The sequence below is a fragment of the Nocardia sp. NPDC060259 genome, assembly GCF_042728775.1.
Lineage (GTDB): Bacteria > Actinomycetota > Actinomycetes > Mycobacteriales > Mycobacteriaceae > Nocardia.
Window position 1 is genome coordinate 1 of the sequence record NZ_JBHXAY010000142.1, and the last position, 15,473, is coordinate 15,473.

At 69.5% G+C, this 15,473-nt stretch carries 14 protein-coding genes and 1 pseudogene; 8 read left to right on the forward strand and 7 right to left on the reverse strand.

The window, feature by feature from the left end; translation table 11 throughout:
- A pseudogene (locus ACFWF2_RS31120) lies at positions 1 to 256 on the forward strand (hypothetical protein); the annotation flags it as partial.
- A 240-nt stretch (positions 257 to 496) separates the two neighbouring features.
- The gene (locus ACFWF2_RS31125; protein WP_379311055.1) at positions 497 to 1,876 is read left to right on the forward strand and encodes a metallophosphoesterase; all 1,380 of its coding nucleotides are present in this window, start codon (positions 497 to 499) and stop codon (positions 1,874 to 1,876) included.
- A gap of 5 nt (positions 1,877 to 1,881) precedes the next feature.
- On the opposite strand, the gene ACFWF2_RS31130 is transcribed toward ACFWF2_RS31125, so the two are convergent.
- Both ACFWF2_RS31130 and ACFWF2_RS31135 read right to left on the reverse strand, forming a co-directional pair.
- The gene (locus ACFWF2_RS31130; RefSeq protein WP_379311057.1) at positions 1,882 to 2,316 is read right to left on the reverse strand and encodes an Rv3235 family protein; all 435 of its coding nucleotides are present in this window, start codon (positions 2,314 to 2,316) and stop codon (positions 1,882 to 1,884) included.
- A gap of 180 nt (positions 2,317 to 2,496) precedes the next feature.
- On the reverse strand, positions 2,497 to 3,339 hold the full coding sequence (locus tag ACFWF2_RS31135; protein ID WP_379311058.1) for a DUF72 domain-containing protein: 843 nt from the start codon (positions 3,337 to 3,339) through the stop codon (positions 2,497 to 2,499).
- 104 nt (positions 3,340 to 3,443) lie between these two features.
- On the opposite strand from ACFWF2_RS31135, the gene ACFWF2_RS31140 reads away from it, so the two are divergent.
- The 5 genes from ACFWF2_RS31140 (at position 3,444) to ACFWF2_RS31160 (ending at position 8,082) form a co-directional block, all read left to right on the forward strand.
- Complete coding sequence (locus ACFWF2_RS31140) at positions 3,444 to 4,718, forward strand: MFS transporter (protein WP_379311059.1); 1,275 nt, start codon at positions 3,444 to 3,446, stop codon at positions 4,716 to 4,718.
- Positions 4,715 to 4,909, forward strand: a complete 195-nt coding sequence (locus ACFWF2_RS31145; protein ID WP_379311060.1) for a hypothetical protein — start codon at positions 4,715 to 4,717, stop codon at positions 4,907 to 4,909. The genes ACFWF2_RS31140 and ACFWF2_RS31145 overlap by 4 nt, the downstream gene beginning before the upstream one ends.
- A 90-nt stretch (positions 4,910 to 4,999) precedes the next feature.
- Complete coding sequence (locus ACFWF2_RS31150) at positions 5,000 to 5,545, forward strand: YceI family protein (protein WP_379311061.1); 546 nt, start codon at positions 5,000 to 5,002, stop codon at positions 5,543 to 5,545.
- A 24-nt stretch (positions 5,546 to 5,569) separates the two neighbouring features.
- A complete protein-coding gene (locus tag ACFWF2_RS31155; protein WP_379311062.1) occupies positions 5,570 to 6,775 on the forward strand; it encodes an Ig-like domain-containing protein in 1,206 nt (401 codons plus the stop codon).
- Positions 6,772 to 8,082, forward strand: a complete 1,311-nt coding sequence (locus ACFWF2_RS31160; RefSeq protein WP_379311063.1) for an LCP family protein — start codon at positions 6,772 to 6,774, stop codon at positions 8,080 to 8,082. Before ACFWF2_RS31155 ends, ACFWF2_RS31160 begins: the two co-directional genes overlap by 4 nt.
- A gap of 51 nt (positions 8,083 to 8,133) precedes the next feature.
- On the opposite strand, the gene fadD32 is transcribed toward ACFWF2_RS31160, so the two are convergent.
- Complete coding sequence (fadD32, locus tag ACFWF2_RS31165) at positions 8,134 to 10,011, reverse strand: long-chain-fatty-acid--AMP ligase FadD32 (protein ID WP_379311070.1); 1,878 nt, start codon at positions 10,009 to 10,011, stop codon at positions 8,134 to 8,136.
- A gap of 59 nt (positions 10,012 to 10,070) precedes the next feature.
- Positions 10,071 to 11,291: a KasA/KasB family beta-ketoacyl-ACP synthase gene (locus ACFWF2_RS31170; protein WP_379311065.1), complete on the reverse strand. Its 1,221-nt coding sequence runs from the start codon at positions 11,289 to 11,291 to the stop codon at positions 10,071 to 10,073.
- 229 nt (positions 11,292 to 11,520) lie between these two features.
- Between ACFWF2_RS31170 and ACFWF2_RS31175 the strand changes: the two genes are divergently transcribed.
- A complete protein-coding gene (locus tag ACFWF2_RS31175; protein ID WP_379311066.1) occupies positions 11,521 to 12,513 on the forward strand; it encodes an acyl-ACP desaturase in 993 nt (330 codons plus the stop codon).
- A 27-nt stretch (positions 12,514 to 12,540) separates the two neighbouring features.
- Here ACFWF2_RS31175 and ACFWF2_RS31180 read toward each other — a convergent pair whose 3' ends face one another.
- From ACFWF2_RS31180 to ACFWF2_RS31190, 3 genes are all read right to left on the reverse strand, one after another.
- Positions 12,541 to 13,821 (reverse strand): diguanylate cyclase domain-containing protein, encoded by a 1,281-nt coding sequence (locus tag ACFWF2_RS31180; protein ID WP_379311067.1) that lies wholly within the window; start codon positions 13,819 to 13,821, stop codon positions 12,541 to 12,543.
- 44 nt (positions 13,822 to 13,865) lie between these two features.
- A complete protein-coding gene (locus ACFWF2_RS31185) occupies positions 13,866 to 14,675 on the reverse strand; it encodes an SAM-dependent methyltransferase (RefSeq protein ID WP_379311068.1) in 810 nt (269 codons plus the stop codon).
- Between the two features lie 92 nt (positions 14,676 to 14,767).
- The coding region (locus tag ACFWF2_RS31190) for a YdcF family protein (protein ID WP_379311069.1) at positions 14,768 to 15,473 on the reverse strand (706 nt) is incomplete at its 5' end.

Sequence of the window (15,473 nt, forward strand, 5' to 3'; positions counted from 1 at the left end):
GATGCACACCGAGAGCATCGGCGCCGTCGTCGACCGCATGGCCCATTTCGCCGCCCTCACCTACCGCGCACTGGCCTGCGGCGCCGAATCCGAACTCCGCGCCGCACAACTGCGTCTGCACGAACTGGGGTGCGGCTACGACGATCTCGTCGTCGAGGTGGCCAGCGGCGCGCGCAGGCTACCCGACGGGCCCGAGGGCGACGCGCCGGAAAGCGGTGGCGCACAACCAAGCCGGAACCGCCCACGCACCGAATAGCAGGTGGTGCGCTGCCCGAAAACCGGCCACGGAACCGGCGCACCACAGCACCACGGCCGCGCCAGGGTCTCAACCCACCCTCCCCCCAGGTCGGCGCGGCACACGGACCCCGCTCCTCGGGCGGCGGGGCCCGTTCCTCCCACCCTCGCCACGACCACGGCAGCTGACGGCCACATCGCCGTCCACACACGTTCAACCGGCACCCGTACCGTCCCCGGTAGACGGCGAACGGAGCCCGGCATGCTCGATCCTCGACTGCACACCGCATGGCTGGTCAACGCTGCCTCCGGCGCCGCGGCGGCCACCGTCCGCGCGCCGATGGCGCGGCCGCGCAGCTCCGCGAGCGCGCGCGGCCAGCTGGTCGTCACCGATCTCGAGGTCGTGACGGTCACCCACGACACCGCGATCCTCACCTGGGCCACCCGGCGCCGCGACCGGTCCGGCACCCTGCGCCCCGCCGCCGCCGACACCGAGGTCCGGCTCGCCCTCGCCGACGGCCAGGCAGCACCGGTGACCCGGTTCTACGATCCGCGCCGCACCGCCCATCACTACGCCGAGATCCGCGGTCTCGAACCCGGCCGCAGCTACCGCTTCACCGCCTGCTCCGAGGGTGTCCGCGCGGTCGCGGGCCGCACCTGGGTGACGCGCCGTCCCGGCGCACCGGAGGCGACCGGCGTCCTTCGCACCGCACCACCGCCACCGGGCCGCCTGCTGCGGACCATCGCCCTCACCAACGACCTGCACTGGGGTGAGGACCGCAGCGGCCTGATCGTCGCCGGGTTGCCGCCCGGCCTGCGCCACGACGACGGCCACTACCCGCAGGTGATGACCGACGCACTGCTGCACGACATCCGCAGGCCCGAACGCGCGGTCGACCATCTCGTCGTCGCCGGTGATCTCACCGACAGCGGCACGGCCGACCAGGTCGCCGGAATCCGCGCGCGCCTCGACGACTGGGGCACGCGCGGCCGCGACTATCTCGCCTGCCGCGGCAACCACGACGTCGCGCGCGGGCGGGAGGACCACTGGGGCTGGGCTTTCCATGCCCGCCAGCGGCTCACCTGCCACGAGTTCGGTGGCCTGCGGCTGATCGGCCTCGACACCACACGCCATCGGGGCGCGGGCGGCACGATCTCGGCCGCCCAGCTCGCGCACCTGCGCGAGTTACTCGCCGCCGCGCCCGACCAGCCGACGCTGATCTTCGGCCACCATCCGGTGACCCGCTATGCGGCACTGAGCAATCCGGGCGGCCCCGGATTCGTCCTCGACCGGGCGAGCGCGCACGCGCTGCAGGCGAGCTACCGGACCAGCCCCGGCGTGTTCCTGCATCACAGCGGGCACACCCATCGAAACCGGATGAGCCGCCCCGATTCCGGGCGCGTCGAGTTCCTCGAGGTCGCCGCGGTCAAGGAGTATCCGGGCGGCTATGCGCTGCTGCGGATCTACGAGCGCGGATACACCGTGCACTTCCACCGCATCGCGGCCGCGGCGGCGCTGGCCTGGACCGACCGGACCCGCGGGCAGTACTTCGGTCTGCATCCCGACCACGCGTTCGGCACCTTCGTCGATCGCAATCACCAGGTCTCGCACGATTTCTCCGGGGTCACCGCCCGGCGCTGACCGTGTCAGAACAGTCGGAGGGCCACCAAACGCCAACGGTCCTTGGTGAATTCGACGCGGCCGGCGATCGCGAGGGTTCGCGGGCCGCGCTGGTAGGAGGCGAAGATCTCGGCGCCGCCCGGCTCGGTGGCGGTCACCCGCACGTGTTTGACCGTGGCGGCGCCGAGGCTGCGGCCGGGAGCCAGGTCCTGGGTGAGCATGGTGCGCACCGATGCCAGGACCCGCGGGTCGGTGACCGCGCGCAACTGGTCGGGCTTTCTGCGCCGGTCGACGACCTCGAGCACCAACCGCACCGACTGCTCGGCGAATCGCTGTGCCTCGGCGACGGATTCGGCCTCGCCGCGCCTGCCCCGTGCGCACGCCGCGCTGACCACCCGGCGCACACCGAACGGCGCACCGGCCGCCCGAGGACGCGTCGATCCCGGATATCGCTGCGGCACAGCGATATCCACCGCAGCCCGCGACGGAGTCGCTGCTGTTTCGAGGCCGGGCTCGCAATGCGGCGCACGCGCCAACGACATTCGCTCCGTAGACATCACTCGTCCCCTTCGAGTCCGCCCACCCACTCCCCAGTGCTGGCGCACAGCATGCCACGGGGGTCCGACAGGCGTCCGGGGAATTCAGAACAGGGTCATCGGTTCGTCGGGTTCGGGAGTCGGCTGCGGCGGGAGCTCGGGGACGACGGCGCCGACCGCGTCGTGGAACCGGCGGGCCAGCCCGCGGGCGGCGGCGTTGTCGGGGGTGTGCACGAACACCGTCGGGGAGCGGCCCTCGCGCAGCCACTGCGCGACGGTCTCGACCCACGGCTGCCAGCCGGCGACGGTGCGGTTTTCGTCGGCGCGACCGTGGTAGCGCACGATCGGGTATTCGGTCAGCGCCCGCATCCGCCGCGGCACCCGTGGCTTCTTCGCCCGCGCCTCGTACTCCGACGGGTCGCCGGGCGGTCCGTCGAACAGCACGGTCGTGTCGAAGGGCACCCATTCGGCGCCGATCCGGCCGAGCACCCGTTCCAGCTGCACCGCGGCGCGCTCGTCGGTGAAGAAGGCCGGATGACGCACCTCGACCGCACACCGCAACCCGGCGGGCAGATCACGCTGGAACCGGGCCAGCGCACCCAGATCGGTGGGCCCGAACGAGGCGGGCAACTGAATCCACAGGGCATGCACCCGCGACCCGAGCGGCGCCATCACATCGAGAAAGGCCGACAGCTCGGCCTGCGCGTCGACGAGCCTGCGCTCGTGGGTGACGGCGCGCGGCGGCTTGAGCACGAACCGGAAATCCGGCGCGGTCTGCCGGGCCCACGACTCGACGGTGGAGGCCGACGGCGTCGCGTAGAAGGTGGTGTTGCCCTCGACAGCGCCGCAGTGCCCGGCGTAGGCGCGCAGCCGCTCCCCCGGTGCGGGCAACCGCTGCTGCCACTGCGGGTGCGTCCACATCGCACACCCGACCCGCAGCTCACGCACAGGCCGACGGTAGTACAGCGATCGGCCGCGCCTAAAATGAGACCGGTTGCCACCACTCGCCCCGTGAGCGTGCCCCGGTGCGCGCACGACGGAAAGGGCCTGTGATGGCGATTCTCACCAGTGAACGGCCCCGTGCTGTCTCCAGCACGCGGACCCGCGCCTGGCTCGGTGTTTCCGCGGCGATGGTCGCGATCGCGTGGGGCGGCAACGAGTTCACCCCGCTACTGGTGATGTACAAGAGCCACGGCCTGCCGCTGACGGCGGTCGACCTGCTGCTGTTCTACTACGTCCTCGGCATCGTGCCCGCGCTGCTCATCGGCGGCCCGCTCTCGGACCGGTTCGGCCGCCGCCCGCTGATGCTGCCCGCCCCGCTGATCGCGGCGGCCGGTTCGCTGCTGCTCGCGGCGGGCGCGGCCTCGGTCCCGATGCTGGCGGCCGGGCGGATGCTGTGCGGCGTCGCGCTCGGACTGGCGATGGCGGTCGGCGGCAGCTGGCTCAAGGAGCTCTCCCAGCCGCCCTACGCCGCGGCCGCCGCCGGTGTCGGTGCCCGCCGCTCGGCCATGAGCCTGACCGCCGGGTTCGCGCTCGGCGCCGGCGTGGCCGGTGTGCTGGCGCAGTGGGGGCCGCTGCCCGATTCCACCGCCTATCTCGTCAATGCGGCGCTGTGCGTCGCCACCGCGGTCTGGCTGGCCAAGTCACCGGAAACGGTGACGCGACAGCCGAATCCGGGCAGGCTACGCGACGATCTGAAGATCCCGGCCGCCGGGCACCGCCGCTTCCTTCGGGTCGCGGTGCCGATCGCGCTGTGGCTGTTCACCGCCAACGCGACCGCCTACGCCGTGCTGCCGACGCTGATGCTGCCGCGCGTGCAAGGCGCCCCGATCGCCTTCTCCGCGCTGGTCACCATGGTGACGCTCGGCTGCGGTTTCACCATCCAATCGGTGGCCCGGCGGATCGACCGGCCCGGCACCGCCCGCGCCGCGGTCCTGGCCCTGGTGCTGCTGACCGCGGGCATGGTGCTGGCGTCGTGGACGGCGGCCACCCTGAGCATCTGGGTGACCCTGCTGACCGCCGTCGTGCTCGGCAGCGGATACGGCATCGGCCTGGTCGCGGGGTTGCAGCAGATCGAGCGGATCGCGGGTCCCGGTGATCTGGCCGGGCTCAACGCCGTCTTCTACTCGGTGAGCTACCTCGGCTTCGGTGTGCCCGCCGTGCTGTCCGCCCTGCACGGCAGCTTCGGCTTCGGCTATCCCGCCATGTATCTGGTCGTCGCGCTGATCGCCGCGGCCTGCCTCGCGCTGGTCGCCGCGAATTATCGCGAGCCGGTCGCCGCCTCGGTTGTCCGGCCGGAGCCCAGCGACGGCGAGGTGCGAGCATGACCGCGAACCCGGTCGAGACCTTGCGCCGCTGGCAGGATTCCGGCGCGATCTGGCGGGTGCTCGCCCACCGCGCCGACTCGGTGACCGTCGGCCTGTTCGAATGCACCGGTGGTCAGGAGGTCGACCGGTTCACCTCCGCCGATCCGGCGCTGCTGCGATTCCTCGGCGAACGCACCAGCAGCGAGGACTGACCGCCGGGCGGATACCGGGTTAGGCTGGTTGCCGTCATCGCTTCACATCACGTCGGCCACCGCGGCCGGTTCGCTCGGTGAGGAGAGATCATGTCGGCACCTACCCAAGGCCTGTCCGCGGGAACGTGGGTCATCGACCGTAGCCATTCGGCTCTGCAGTTCTCCGTGCGCCATCTGATGGTGAGCAAGGTGCGCGGACGCTTCACGAATTTCTCCGGCGCGCTGGCCGTCCATCCCGACGGCACCGCCGACGCCGTGGTCGAGATGCGGGTCGATTCGGTCACCACCGACAATCCGCAGCGCGACGAGCACCTGGCCACCGCCGACTTCTTCGACGTGGCCAACCATCCCGTCGCCACTTTCAAGGCCGCCGACTTCCGTCTCCTCGGCGACGAGTTCGAGGTCACCGGTGACTTCACCATCCGCGGTACCACCCAGCCGGTCACCCTGCACGTGGAATTCCTTGGCGCGGGCCCCGGCATGGGCGACGCGCCGGTCGCGGGCTTCACCGCCACCGCGACCATCAACCGCCGTGATTTCGGGATCACCACCGAGATGCCGATGGCCAACGGCGGCGTCGTGGTCGGCGACAAGATCGCCCTCTCGCTCGACATCGAGGTCGGCCTACAGGACTGACCGGCACCGAGGACAGGAGGGCGTATGGCAGGACGTCGTTTCCTGGCCGGGTTCGCAGCCGGCCTCGGGCTGATCGTCGCGGCCTGTGGCGGTTCGCGCGAGCCTGGATCCGACACCGCCGACCCGCCCGCCGCCGTCATCTCGGTCGAGCCGGCGTCGGGCACGACCGAGGTCGACCCGCTCAGCCCGGTCCGGGTCACCACCAGCGACGGCGAACTCACCTCGGTCACCATGACCAACGAGCAGGGCCGCACGATCGAGGGCGTCTTCACCCCCGACCAGACGGCGTGGAAGCCCGCCGAACCGCTCGGTTACGGCCGCACCTACACCGTCGTCGCCGAAGCGCTCACCGTCACCGGCCCGATCGGACCGATCACCTCCTCGTTCTCCACACTCGCGCCCAACAATCAGACGAAGGTGTACTTCCGCACCACCGGTGGCGAGGCGCTGTCCCCGTCGGACAGCTACGGCGTCGGCACCGTCGTCGTCGCGCATTTCGACCAGGACGTTCCCGACCGTGCGACGGCCGAACGGCACCTCAGCGTCACCACCGACCCGCCGGCGACCGGCTCCTGGTACTGGCTCGACAACCGCAACGCCCACTGGCGGCCGCAGAACTATTACCCGCCCGGCACCTCGGTCACCCTCGCCGCCGACATCTACGGCAAGGACCTGGGCGGCGGCTTGTACGGCCAGGAGGACACCGGGACCAGCTTCACGATCGGCCCGGCACACATCTCGATCGTCGACGACAACGACAAGCAGGTCCAGGTGTTCGAGAACGGCACCCTGATCCGCACCATGCCCACCTCGATGGGCAGGGGCGGCGGCGAAGTCGTCGCGGGCAAGACGATCACCTTCTGGACCCAACCGGGCGTCTACACCGTCATGGACAAGGCCAACCCGGTGATCATGGATTCCTCCACCTACGGTCTGCCGGTGAATTCCCGGCTCGGCTACAAGGAGACCATCGGCTGGGCGACCAGGATCAGCACCGACGGCATCTATCTGCACCAACTCGACGACACCAGCTGGGCGCAGGGCAACACCAACGTCTCGCACGGCTGCCTCAACCTCAGCGGCGAGAACGCCCGATGGTTCTACGACTTCTCCCAGCCCGGCGACGTGGTGGAGATCCGCAACACCGGCGGCGCACCGCTCGAGGTGTGGCAGAACGGAGATTGGAGCGTGCCGTGGGAACAGTGGCAGGCAGGTAGCGCACTGCGGTGAACAGAGACGACGACACGGCGCCCTTACCACGCCTGGAAACGCCGAGGCCCGGTCCGCGGCGCGTCGGCAACCAGGTCCCCACCACCAGCCGCACGCCCCGGCCCGGACGCGTGCGCCGCGTCGGCCTGATCCTGGCCAGGATGATCGGCGCGACGATCGCACTGGCCGTCTTCACCGGCACCGGCCTGTCCTGGTCGGCGAAGAACGACTTCGATTCCGGTTTCACCCATTCCACCGCGCTCGGCACCGACGCCCCTCGCTCGCGCGGCGGCGCCGTCAACATCCTGCTGATCGGCCTGGACACCCGCAAGGACCTCAACGGCAACGACCTGCCGAAACAGATCCTGGACCAGCTGCACGCCGGCGACGGCACCGAGGGCGGCTACAACGCGAATTCGCTGATCCTGCTGCACATCCCGGCCGACCTGAGCAAGATCGTCGCGTTCTCCATCCCACGCGACAACTACGTGCCGGTGACGGGCATCCCGGGTTATCGGCAGATCAAGATCAAGGAGGCGTACGGCCTGAAGAAGGCCGCGGTGCAGGCGAAGCTGATCGAGCAGGGCGAAACGGACCCAGTGGTGCTGGAGCGCCGTGGCCGCGAGGCGGGCCGCGCGTCGATCGTGTCCACCGTGCGCACTCTGGTCGGGGTACCGATCGACCGGTTCGCCGAGATCTCGCTGGCCGGGTTCTACGACCTGGCGACCGCGATCGGCGGCGTCGATGTCTGCCTGAACAACGCGGTCGACGACAGCGAGTTCTCCGGTGCGGTGTTCCCTGCGGGCCGCCAGCACCTCGACGGTTCCGAAGCCCTGGCCTTCGTGCGGCAACGCCACGGCCTGCACAACGGCGACCTCGATCGCACGCACCGCCAGCAGGCGTTCCTCACCTCGGTGGCCAAGTCGCTCAGGGATTCCGGCACGCTCACCAATCTGAGCAGGCTCTCGGCGCTGATGGACGTGGCGCACAAGGACATCGTGCTCTCCGACGGCTGGAATCTGTTCGACTTCGCCCGCGAGCTCGGCGCGGCGGGCACGCTGCCGGTGGAGTTCCACACGCTGCCGGTGGTGCGCTACGACGTGATCGACGGCCAGGACGTCAATATCGTCGACGCGGGCGCGATCAAACGGGAGGTGCGGGCGGCGTTCGGGCTGGAAGCGCCGATCACCACCACGGCGCCGATGCCGACCGGTGTCGTCGATGTACCCGCCGCGCTCGGCCCGCCGACAACCTCGGCCCCGCCGCTGCCCGATACCGGAAAAGCGGTGACCACGACCATCGGCGGCACCATTCCCTGCGTCAACTGATCACGGCCACAACGCAGTTCGGCCACCGAAACCCGGTGGCCGAACTGTCTCTCACTCCTCGGGCGCGTCCGGATAGGCGTCCTGCCGATGCCCGCCGCGCAGCGTGCCGTCCAGATACGCCGCCTTGCAGGCCCGCCGGGCGATCTTGCCGCTCGATGTACGCGGGATCGACCCCGCGGGCACCAGCAGCAGGTCACGCACGGTGACACCATGCCTGCGCGCGATCGCCGCGCGCACCGTGTCCACGATCGGCCCCGGGTCGAGTTTCGCCGCGCCCGTACCGCGTTCGGCGACGATCACCAGCTGCTCGGCCGCCTCGTCGGTCGGGCCGCCCGCCTCGAGCACCGGCGCGGGCAGCTGCCCGGCCGGTACCGAGAAGGCCGCGACGAACCCGGGCCGCAGCGCCGTGCTCGCCTCCTGGGCGGAGTACTCGAGGTCCTGCGGGTAGTGGTTGCGGCCGTCGACGATCACCAGGTCCTTCACCCGGCCGGTGATGAACAGCTCGCCGTCGTGGTAGGCGCCGAAGTCGCCGGTGCGCATCCACCGCGCGTCGTCCGGTGCGCCCTCGGCCCTGCTGCCCGCGGGATTGCGGGTCACCCGGTTGTGGAAGGTCTCCGCGGTCTCCCCCTGCCTGCCCCAGTACCCGATACCCATGTTGTCGCCGTGCAGCCAGATCTCGCCGACCTCGCCGTCCCTGCGCTCGATCCCGGTCGCCGGGTCGACGATCACCGCCCACTGCGAGCGCGCGACGTACCCGCACGACACCTGCGCGACCGCGTCCGCGGAGTGCTCGTCGACCGCCACCATCCGGCCCTCGTTCAGCTGCCCGCGATCGACGTAGACCACCCTGGCCTCGTCGTCGCGTCTGGTCGCCGATACGAACAGCGTCGCCTCGGCCATCCCGTAGCAGGGCTTGATCGCGTTCTTGGACAACCCGTACGGCGCGAAGGCCTCGTTGAACTTGCGCATGGAGGCCACCGACACCGGCTCGCTGCCGTTGATCAGGCCGATCACGTTCGACAGGTCCAGCGATTCGCCACCCTTGGGCAGTCCGCGCACCGCCGCGTGCTCGAAGGCGAAATTCGGTGCCGCCGAATAGATCTCGGCACCGTCGGCCTGGGCCGCCAGTTCCTTGATCCAGCGCGACGGCCTGCGCACGAACGCGCTCGGCGACATGATGGTGATGAACTTGCCGCCGATGGTCGGCAGGATCACCGACAGCAGCCCCATGTCGTGGAACAGCGGCAGCCAGGTGACCCCGCGCGCGTTCTCGGTGATGCCGATCGCGTCGATCATCTGCAGCAGATTGGTGCCGACCGAGCGATGGGTGATCTCGACGCCGGCGGGCACCCGGGTGGACCCCGAGGTGTACTGCAGGTAGGCGACGCTGTCGATATCGATCTCGGGCCTGCGCCAGGTCGCCCCGACGGTGTCCGGGATCGCCTCGACCGCGATGATCCTCGGCCGTTGCGCGGCGGGCTGCTCCCGGAAGAACTTCCGCACCCCCGCCGCCGCGGTGCCGACGGTGAGCACAGCGACCGGCTCGCAGTCGCCGAGTACGGCGTGCAGCCGGTCGCTGTGGCCCTGCTCCTCCGGATCGAACAGCGGCACGGCCACATTCCCCGCGTACACCGCCGCGAACAGCGCGACGACGTAGTCCAGGCCCTGCGGTGCGAGCACCGCGACCCGGTCGCCGGGCGAGGTCACCTGTTGCAGCCGCGCGGCCACCGCGCGCAGCCTGACCCCGAATTCGCGCCAGGTCAGCTCCTGGTATTCGCCCTCACGTTCCCGTGAATAGTCGATGAAGCGATAGGCCAGATCGTCCCCGTTGGCCTCGCTGTGTTTGTCGACGAAGTCGATCAAGGTCTGGTTACCCGGAATCCGGATATTGCCCAGTTCGTCCACATAGTCGTCGAAAGTCTCGCCGATCATTCCCTATCCTTTTCAACGCACAATGCATCTGTAGGAGGCGCCGCCGTGGCGAAGAGTCAATACCGCCCGAAGGCGACGGCGACGTTGTGCCCGCCGAATCCGAAGGAGTTGTTCACCGCGTAGTCGATCGGCCCGCGCCGAGCCTCACCGCAGACCACGTCCAGATCGATCTCGGGGTCCTGGTTGTCCAGGTTGAGGGTGGGCGGAATGATGCTGTCGCGCACGCTCAGTACGGTCAGCACCGCCTCGAGCGCGCCGACCGCGCCGATCGAATGCCCGAGCGCCGACTTGGGCGCGTACACCGACGCGTGCGAGCCGATCGCCTTGCCGATCGCGTTGGCCTCGGCGGTGTCACCGATGGGCGTCGCGGTCGCGTGGGCGTTGATGTGGGTGACATCGGTGCGGCTGATCCCGCCGGTCTGCATCGCCCGTGTCATCGCCCGCGCCGCGCCGGTGCCCTCGGGATCCGGTGCCACGAGGTGGAATCCGTCGGAGGTGACGCCCGCCCCGAGCAGCCGCGCGTGGATCGTCGCGCCGCGGGCCTTGGCGTGCTCCTCGGTCTCGATCACCATCATCGCGCCCGCCTCGCCGAAGACGAAGCCGTCGCGATCGGCGTCGAACGGACGCGAGGCCGCCTTGGGGTCATCGTTGCGGGTGCTCATGGCGCGCATCTGGGTGAACGCCGCGATCGGCACCGCCTGGATAGACCCCTCGACACCGCCGGTCACCACCATGTCGGCATCGCCCATCATGATCATCCGCCACGCGTTGGCGATCGCCTCCGACCCCGACGAGCAGGCCGAGACCGGTGTGGAAACACCGGCGCGCGCACCCAATTCGAGGCCGACGCAGGCGGCGGGACCGTTGGGCATGATCGTCTGCACGGTCAGCGGCGAGACCTTGCGGTATCCGCCGTTGCCGAGCCTGTCGCGCGCGTAGATCAGGGATTCCGCGCCGCCGAGTCCGGTGCCGATCGAGACACCGAGCCGGTCGCGGTCCACCTCGGGATTGCCCGCGTTGCGCCACACTTCGCGACCGAGGACCACGGCCATCTGCTCGACATAGGACAGCCTGCGCGCCTCCTCGCGGGTCAGCGAGGCGGCGGGGGCGATCTTCAGGTGACCGCCGATCCGCACCGGCAGGTCGAAGTCGTCGATGAAGGAGTCCTCCAGGACGTCGATGCCGCTTTCGCCGTTGAGCAGACCCTTCCAGGTCGAGTCGACGTCGCCGGCGATCGAGGTGGTCGCCGCCAGGCTCGTGACCACGATGTCCGTCATATTTTCGCTCACTCTCTCTAGCTATGCCACGACTGGATCGGGAACCGCTGATGGAGCTGAACTGGTGGAGCGTATATGCAGTCGGCGCGACGCGCCCAAATTCAGAAACAGTGCCCTCCGCACCGTGTCGTTCGGAGGCGCGTTGCGCCGGGTCTATCCTCGGCGACGACGGGCAACAATACCGGACCAGCGCAACTCTTGCTTTTCACTTCACGGAAAGGGCACGAGCTTGGCCAGGAACCTCACCCAATTGGAACTGCTCATCGAACTCGAACCGGTCGCCGCGAGCAATGTCGACCGCCATCTGTCGATGGCCAAGGACTGGCATCCGCACGACTACGTGCCGTGGGACCAAGGCCGCAATTTCGCCGCGATGGGCGGAATCGATTGGGACCCAGAGCAATCCACGCTCAACGATGTCGCCAAGGCGGCCATGATCACCAATCTGCTCACCGAGGACAATCTGCCGTCCTACCACCGGGAGCTCGCCGAGAACTTCTCCAAGGACGGCGCGTGGGGCACCTGGGTCGGCCGCTGGACCGCCGAGGAGAACCGCCACGGCATCGTGATGCGTGACTACCTCGTTGTCACCCGCGGCGTCGACCCGGTGGCACTCGAGCAGGCGCGGATGATCCACATGACGAACGGCTATTCGGTGATGGCCGTCGTCGACGAAAAGGCGGGCGGCGTCGACATCAGGGCCAATGCCGTGGCAGGCATGCTGTACTCCGTCGCCTACGTGACCTTCCAGGAACTGGCCACCCGGGTCAGCCACCGCAATACCGGTCGCGTCTGCGACGACCCGATCGCCGATCGCATGCTCGCCCGCATCGCCGCCGACGAGAACCTGCACATGATCTTCTATCGCAACCTCTGCACCGCCGCGCTGGATCTGGCGCCCGACCAGGCCATGGAGGCGATCAACACGATCGTGCAGGGCTTCCAGATGCCCGGAGCGGGCATGCCGGGCTGGCGGCGCAACGGCGTGCTGATGGCCAAGCACGGCATCTACGACCTGCGCCAGCACCTGGACGAGGTCCTGCTGCCGGTGCTGCGCAAATGGAACATCTTCGAGCGCACCGACTTCGGCGCACGGGGCGAGCGGGCGCGCGAGGACCTCGCGGCCTTCCTCGACCGGCTCCGCGTCGACGTGGCGCGCTTCGAGGAGCAGCGCGACCGCTCGCTCGCGCGCGCGGCGAACCGCGGCCGCCAGCTCGTCTAGCGCGGCGGCACCGATCCGGCCCGGCCGCTACCGGGCCGGATAGCGGCGCGTGTCGTGCTTGTTGCGGTACATCGCCGAATCGGCCTCGTGCACCAATTCGTCTACCGTGCCGGGTAGTTCGTCGAAGTAGGCGGCGCCGATGCTCACACCCACCGCGAGCATGTGCCCGTCCACCTCGAGCGGTGCGGTCAGCGCCGAGACCAGATCGTCGGCCAGATCCGCCAGTTGCGCTTCCCCCGAGCAGTCCTCCACCAGCACCAGGAACTCGTCACCGCCGATCCTGGCGGCCATCGCGTCCAGCGGGCGGACACCGTCGCGCATCCGATCGGCGATGACCCGCAGCACCCGGTCACCGACCGTGTGCCCCCACAGGTCGTTGATCTCCTTGAAGCCGTCCAGATCCAGGTAGCAGACCCCGATCGGCGGTTCGGCGTCGGCAAGCCTGCTGAACAGGTGCGGCCGGTTGGGCAGGCCGGTGAGCGCGTCATGGTTCGCGTCGTGCCACAGCCGGTCGGCGAGCTGTTTGCGTTCGGTGACGTCGACCGCGACGCCGATCAAGAATTGGATATTGCCGTCGGCGTCGCGCACCGCCGACATCGACAGGTCGATGACGGTGACCTCGCCGTCGTCGTGCAGATGCTCGGTCTCGGTGCGAAAGCTCTCCGATTCGCCGGTGACCATACGCTGCAGTTCGCCGAACGCGTGGTTGAGATTCTGCGGGCCGAGGATGTCGGCGACGGTGCGGCCCGGCATCGTCTCCGGGGTGTGCCCGAGCATCTCGGCCATCGTGGCATTGCAGTTCACCACCCGGCCGGACATATCGACGGTGCCGATGCCGACCAGGGCGCCGTCGAACACCGCCTCGAAGCGGGCTTCCGACAGCGCCCGGCGGCTCTCGGCTTCCTGTGCGGCCGCGAGCACCGCGGCCAAGGTCGCCTCCTGCTCGGCCAAGGCCGCCGACCGCAGTGCCCCGGTGAAACCGGCGGAAAAGTCGGCGGCCAGGCCGATCACGCGGTCCATGACCTCGGGCAGCATCGGATCGTCTGGCCCATCGGCGGCGATGGTGACCAGGTCCTCGCAAATCACCCGCACCGATCGGCTCACCGCCGCTGGATCACGATAGTTGGCCGCGACCAGCATCCTGGCGGCACGACGGGCGACATCGGAATCCTCGCCACCGCGCGCCGCGTCGATCAGACCGGTGCACAGGGCGGCGAGCATCTCCTCGATCTGGGAGCGGTTGAGCGTGGGAGCGACGACGCCGTCGAGGGCATCGGCCCACCGCTGCGCCAGCTCCCACGACCCCACTACTCGTCCACCCTGTCATCTCATAGCACCACCGAACCGGCGGCTCACTCTTTGCGCGCAACCCCGCCGAGGCCGAGCGATCGGCCCGGCTTCTCGTGCTGGTCCCGCTCCGATTCCGGCCGCCACGCCGGCAGTGCGACGACTCCGGGCGACACCATGCCCCAACCCTGAAACATCGACACGATCGCGTCCTCGGACCGGAATCGGATGCCGACCTTGGTCTCGTTGGCGGAGTGCTCACCCAGCTTACCGGCATCCTCCGGCCGCATCGCGGAGGTGAGATGTGAAATGGCTATGAAACTGCCCGGCGCGACCACCTCGCGCAGCGCGGCGACCTTGCCCGCCGGATCGTCTTCGTCCTGTACCAGGTGCAGCACCGCGATCAGCAGCAGCCCGACCGGCTCGTCGAAGTCGATGAGACCGGTCTCGCGCACCGCGGCGATCAGCTCGTCGGACTTGCGCAGATCGGCCTCGATCGCGCCCGCCCGCTCCCTGCCCCGCAGGATGGTCCGGGAGTGGGCGACCGCGACCGGGTCGATGTCGACATAGAGCACCCGCGCCTCGGGATCGATCTCGTGCACGATCTCGTGCACATTGCCCGCGGTGGGGATGCCGGAACCGATGTCGAGGAACTGCCGGATCCCGGCGTCGAGCATGAAGCGCACCGCCCGGCGCAGAAAGGCACGGTTGCTCAGTGCCAGACGCGGCAGATCGGGGACGAGCTTGGTCCCCATCTCCGCCGCCATCCGGTCGACAGCGAAATTGTGCGAGCCGCCGAGCAAGGCGTCATACATCCGAGCCGGGCTCGGATGCTGCATATCGACGCCCTCTGGTGCCCACGCAGGCCTGTCCATCGCATACCCCTGTCCAGTCGCGGCACCACCGCACCCCGCGACGACGCCAGACGCATCGTAGTGCGCGACACCGACTTCGGCGCACCCGAGCGCTAACTTCCCGCGCCGAACGGCTGCGCCCACAGCGGCGCCACATCGGGCGTCATCGTCGCGACCACCGGGATGCCCGCGGCCAGGAAGTTGTCCAGCGCCCGGCGCATGTGATCGGCGGAGGTGATGAGCACGGCCTTGTGCACGCCCAGCGCCTCCATCAACTTCGCGGAGAACTCCGCGTTCTGCACAGTCGAACCGGCCTGGGTCTCGGCATAGATCCGATGCGTGGCCACCCCGCGGATAGTGAGCCAGTCCGCCATCACCTGCGCCTCGGTGACACCGTTGCGCGGGTTACCGCCGGTGACGATCACCGGGGAGGCGGGTGACATGAACGCCTGGACCAACGCGGCGTGCAGCCGGTTGCTCAGCTCGGCGCGCATGGTGCCGTCCGGCAGCAGCCCGTAGCCGAGCACCACGATCGCGGTCTCGGGGCCGTAGGTGTCGGGCAGCTCGATACCGGCAAGGCCCCCAACGGAATCGGCCGCACCCGCGATGCCCTCGGCGATGCCGGCGAGCGGGTCGGGTGAGGGTGCGGCCAGTGCGGGCGCCGCGGTGGCTATCGCGCCGATCAGGGCGGCGGGCAGCACGAGAGCGGCCGCGCCACGCCGCAGACACTTGTGAGTGAACAACCAATCCATGGTGACCTCCCGAACCAACGTCGAACCATGGTCGCTGACCATGGCGCGCCGTACGGAGGTTTTCTGA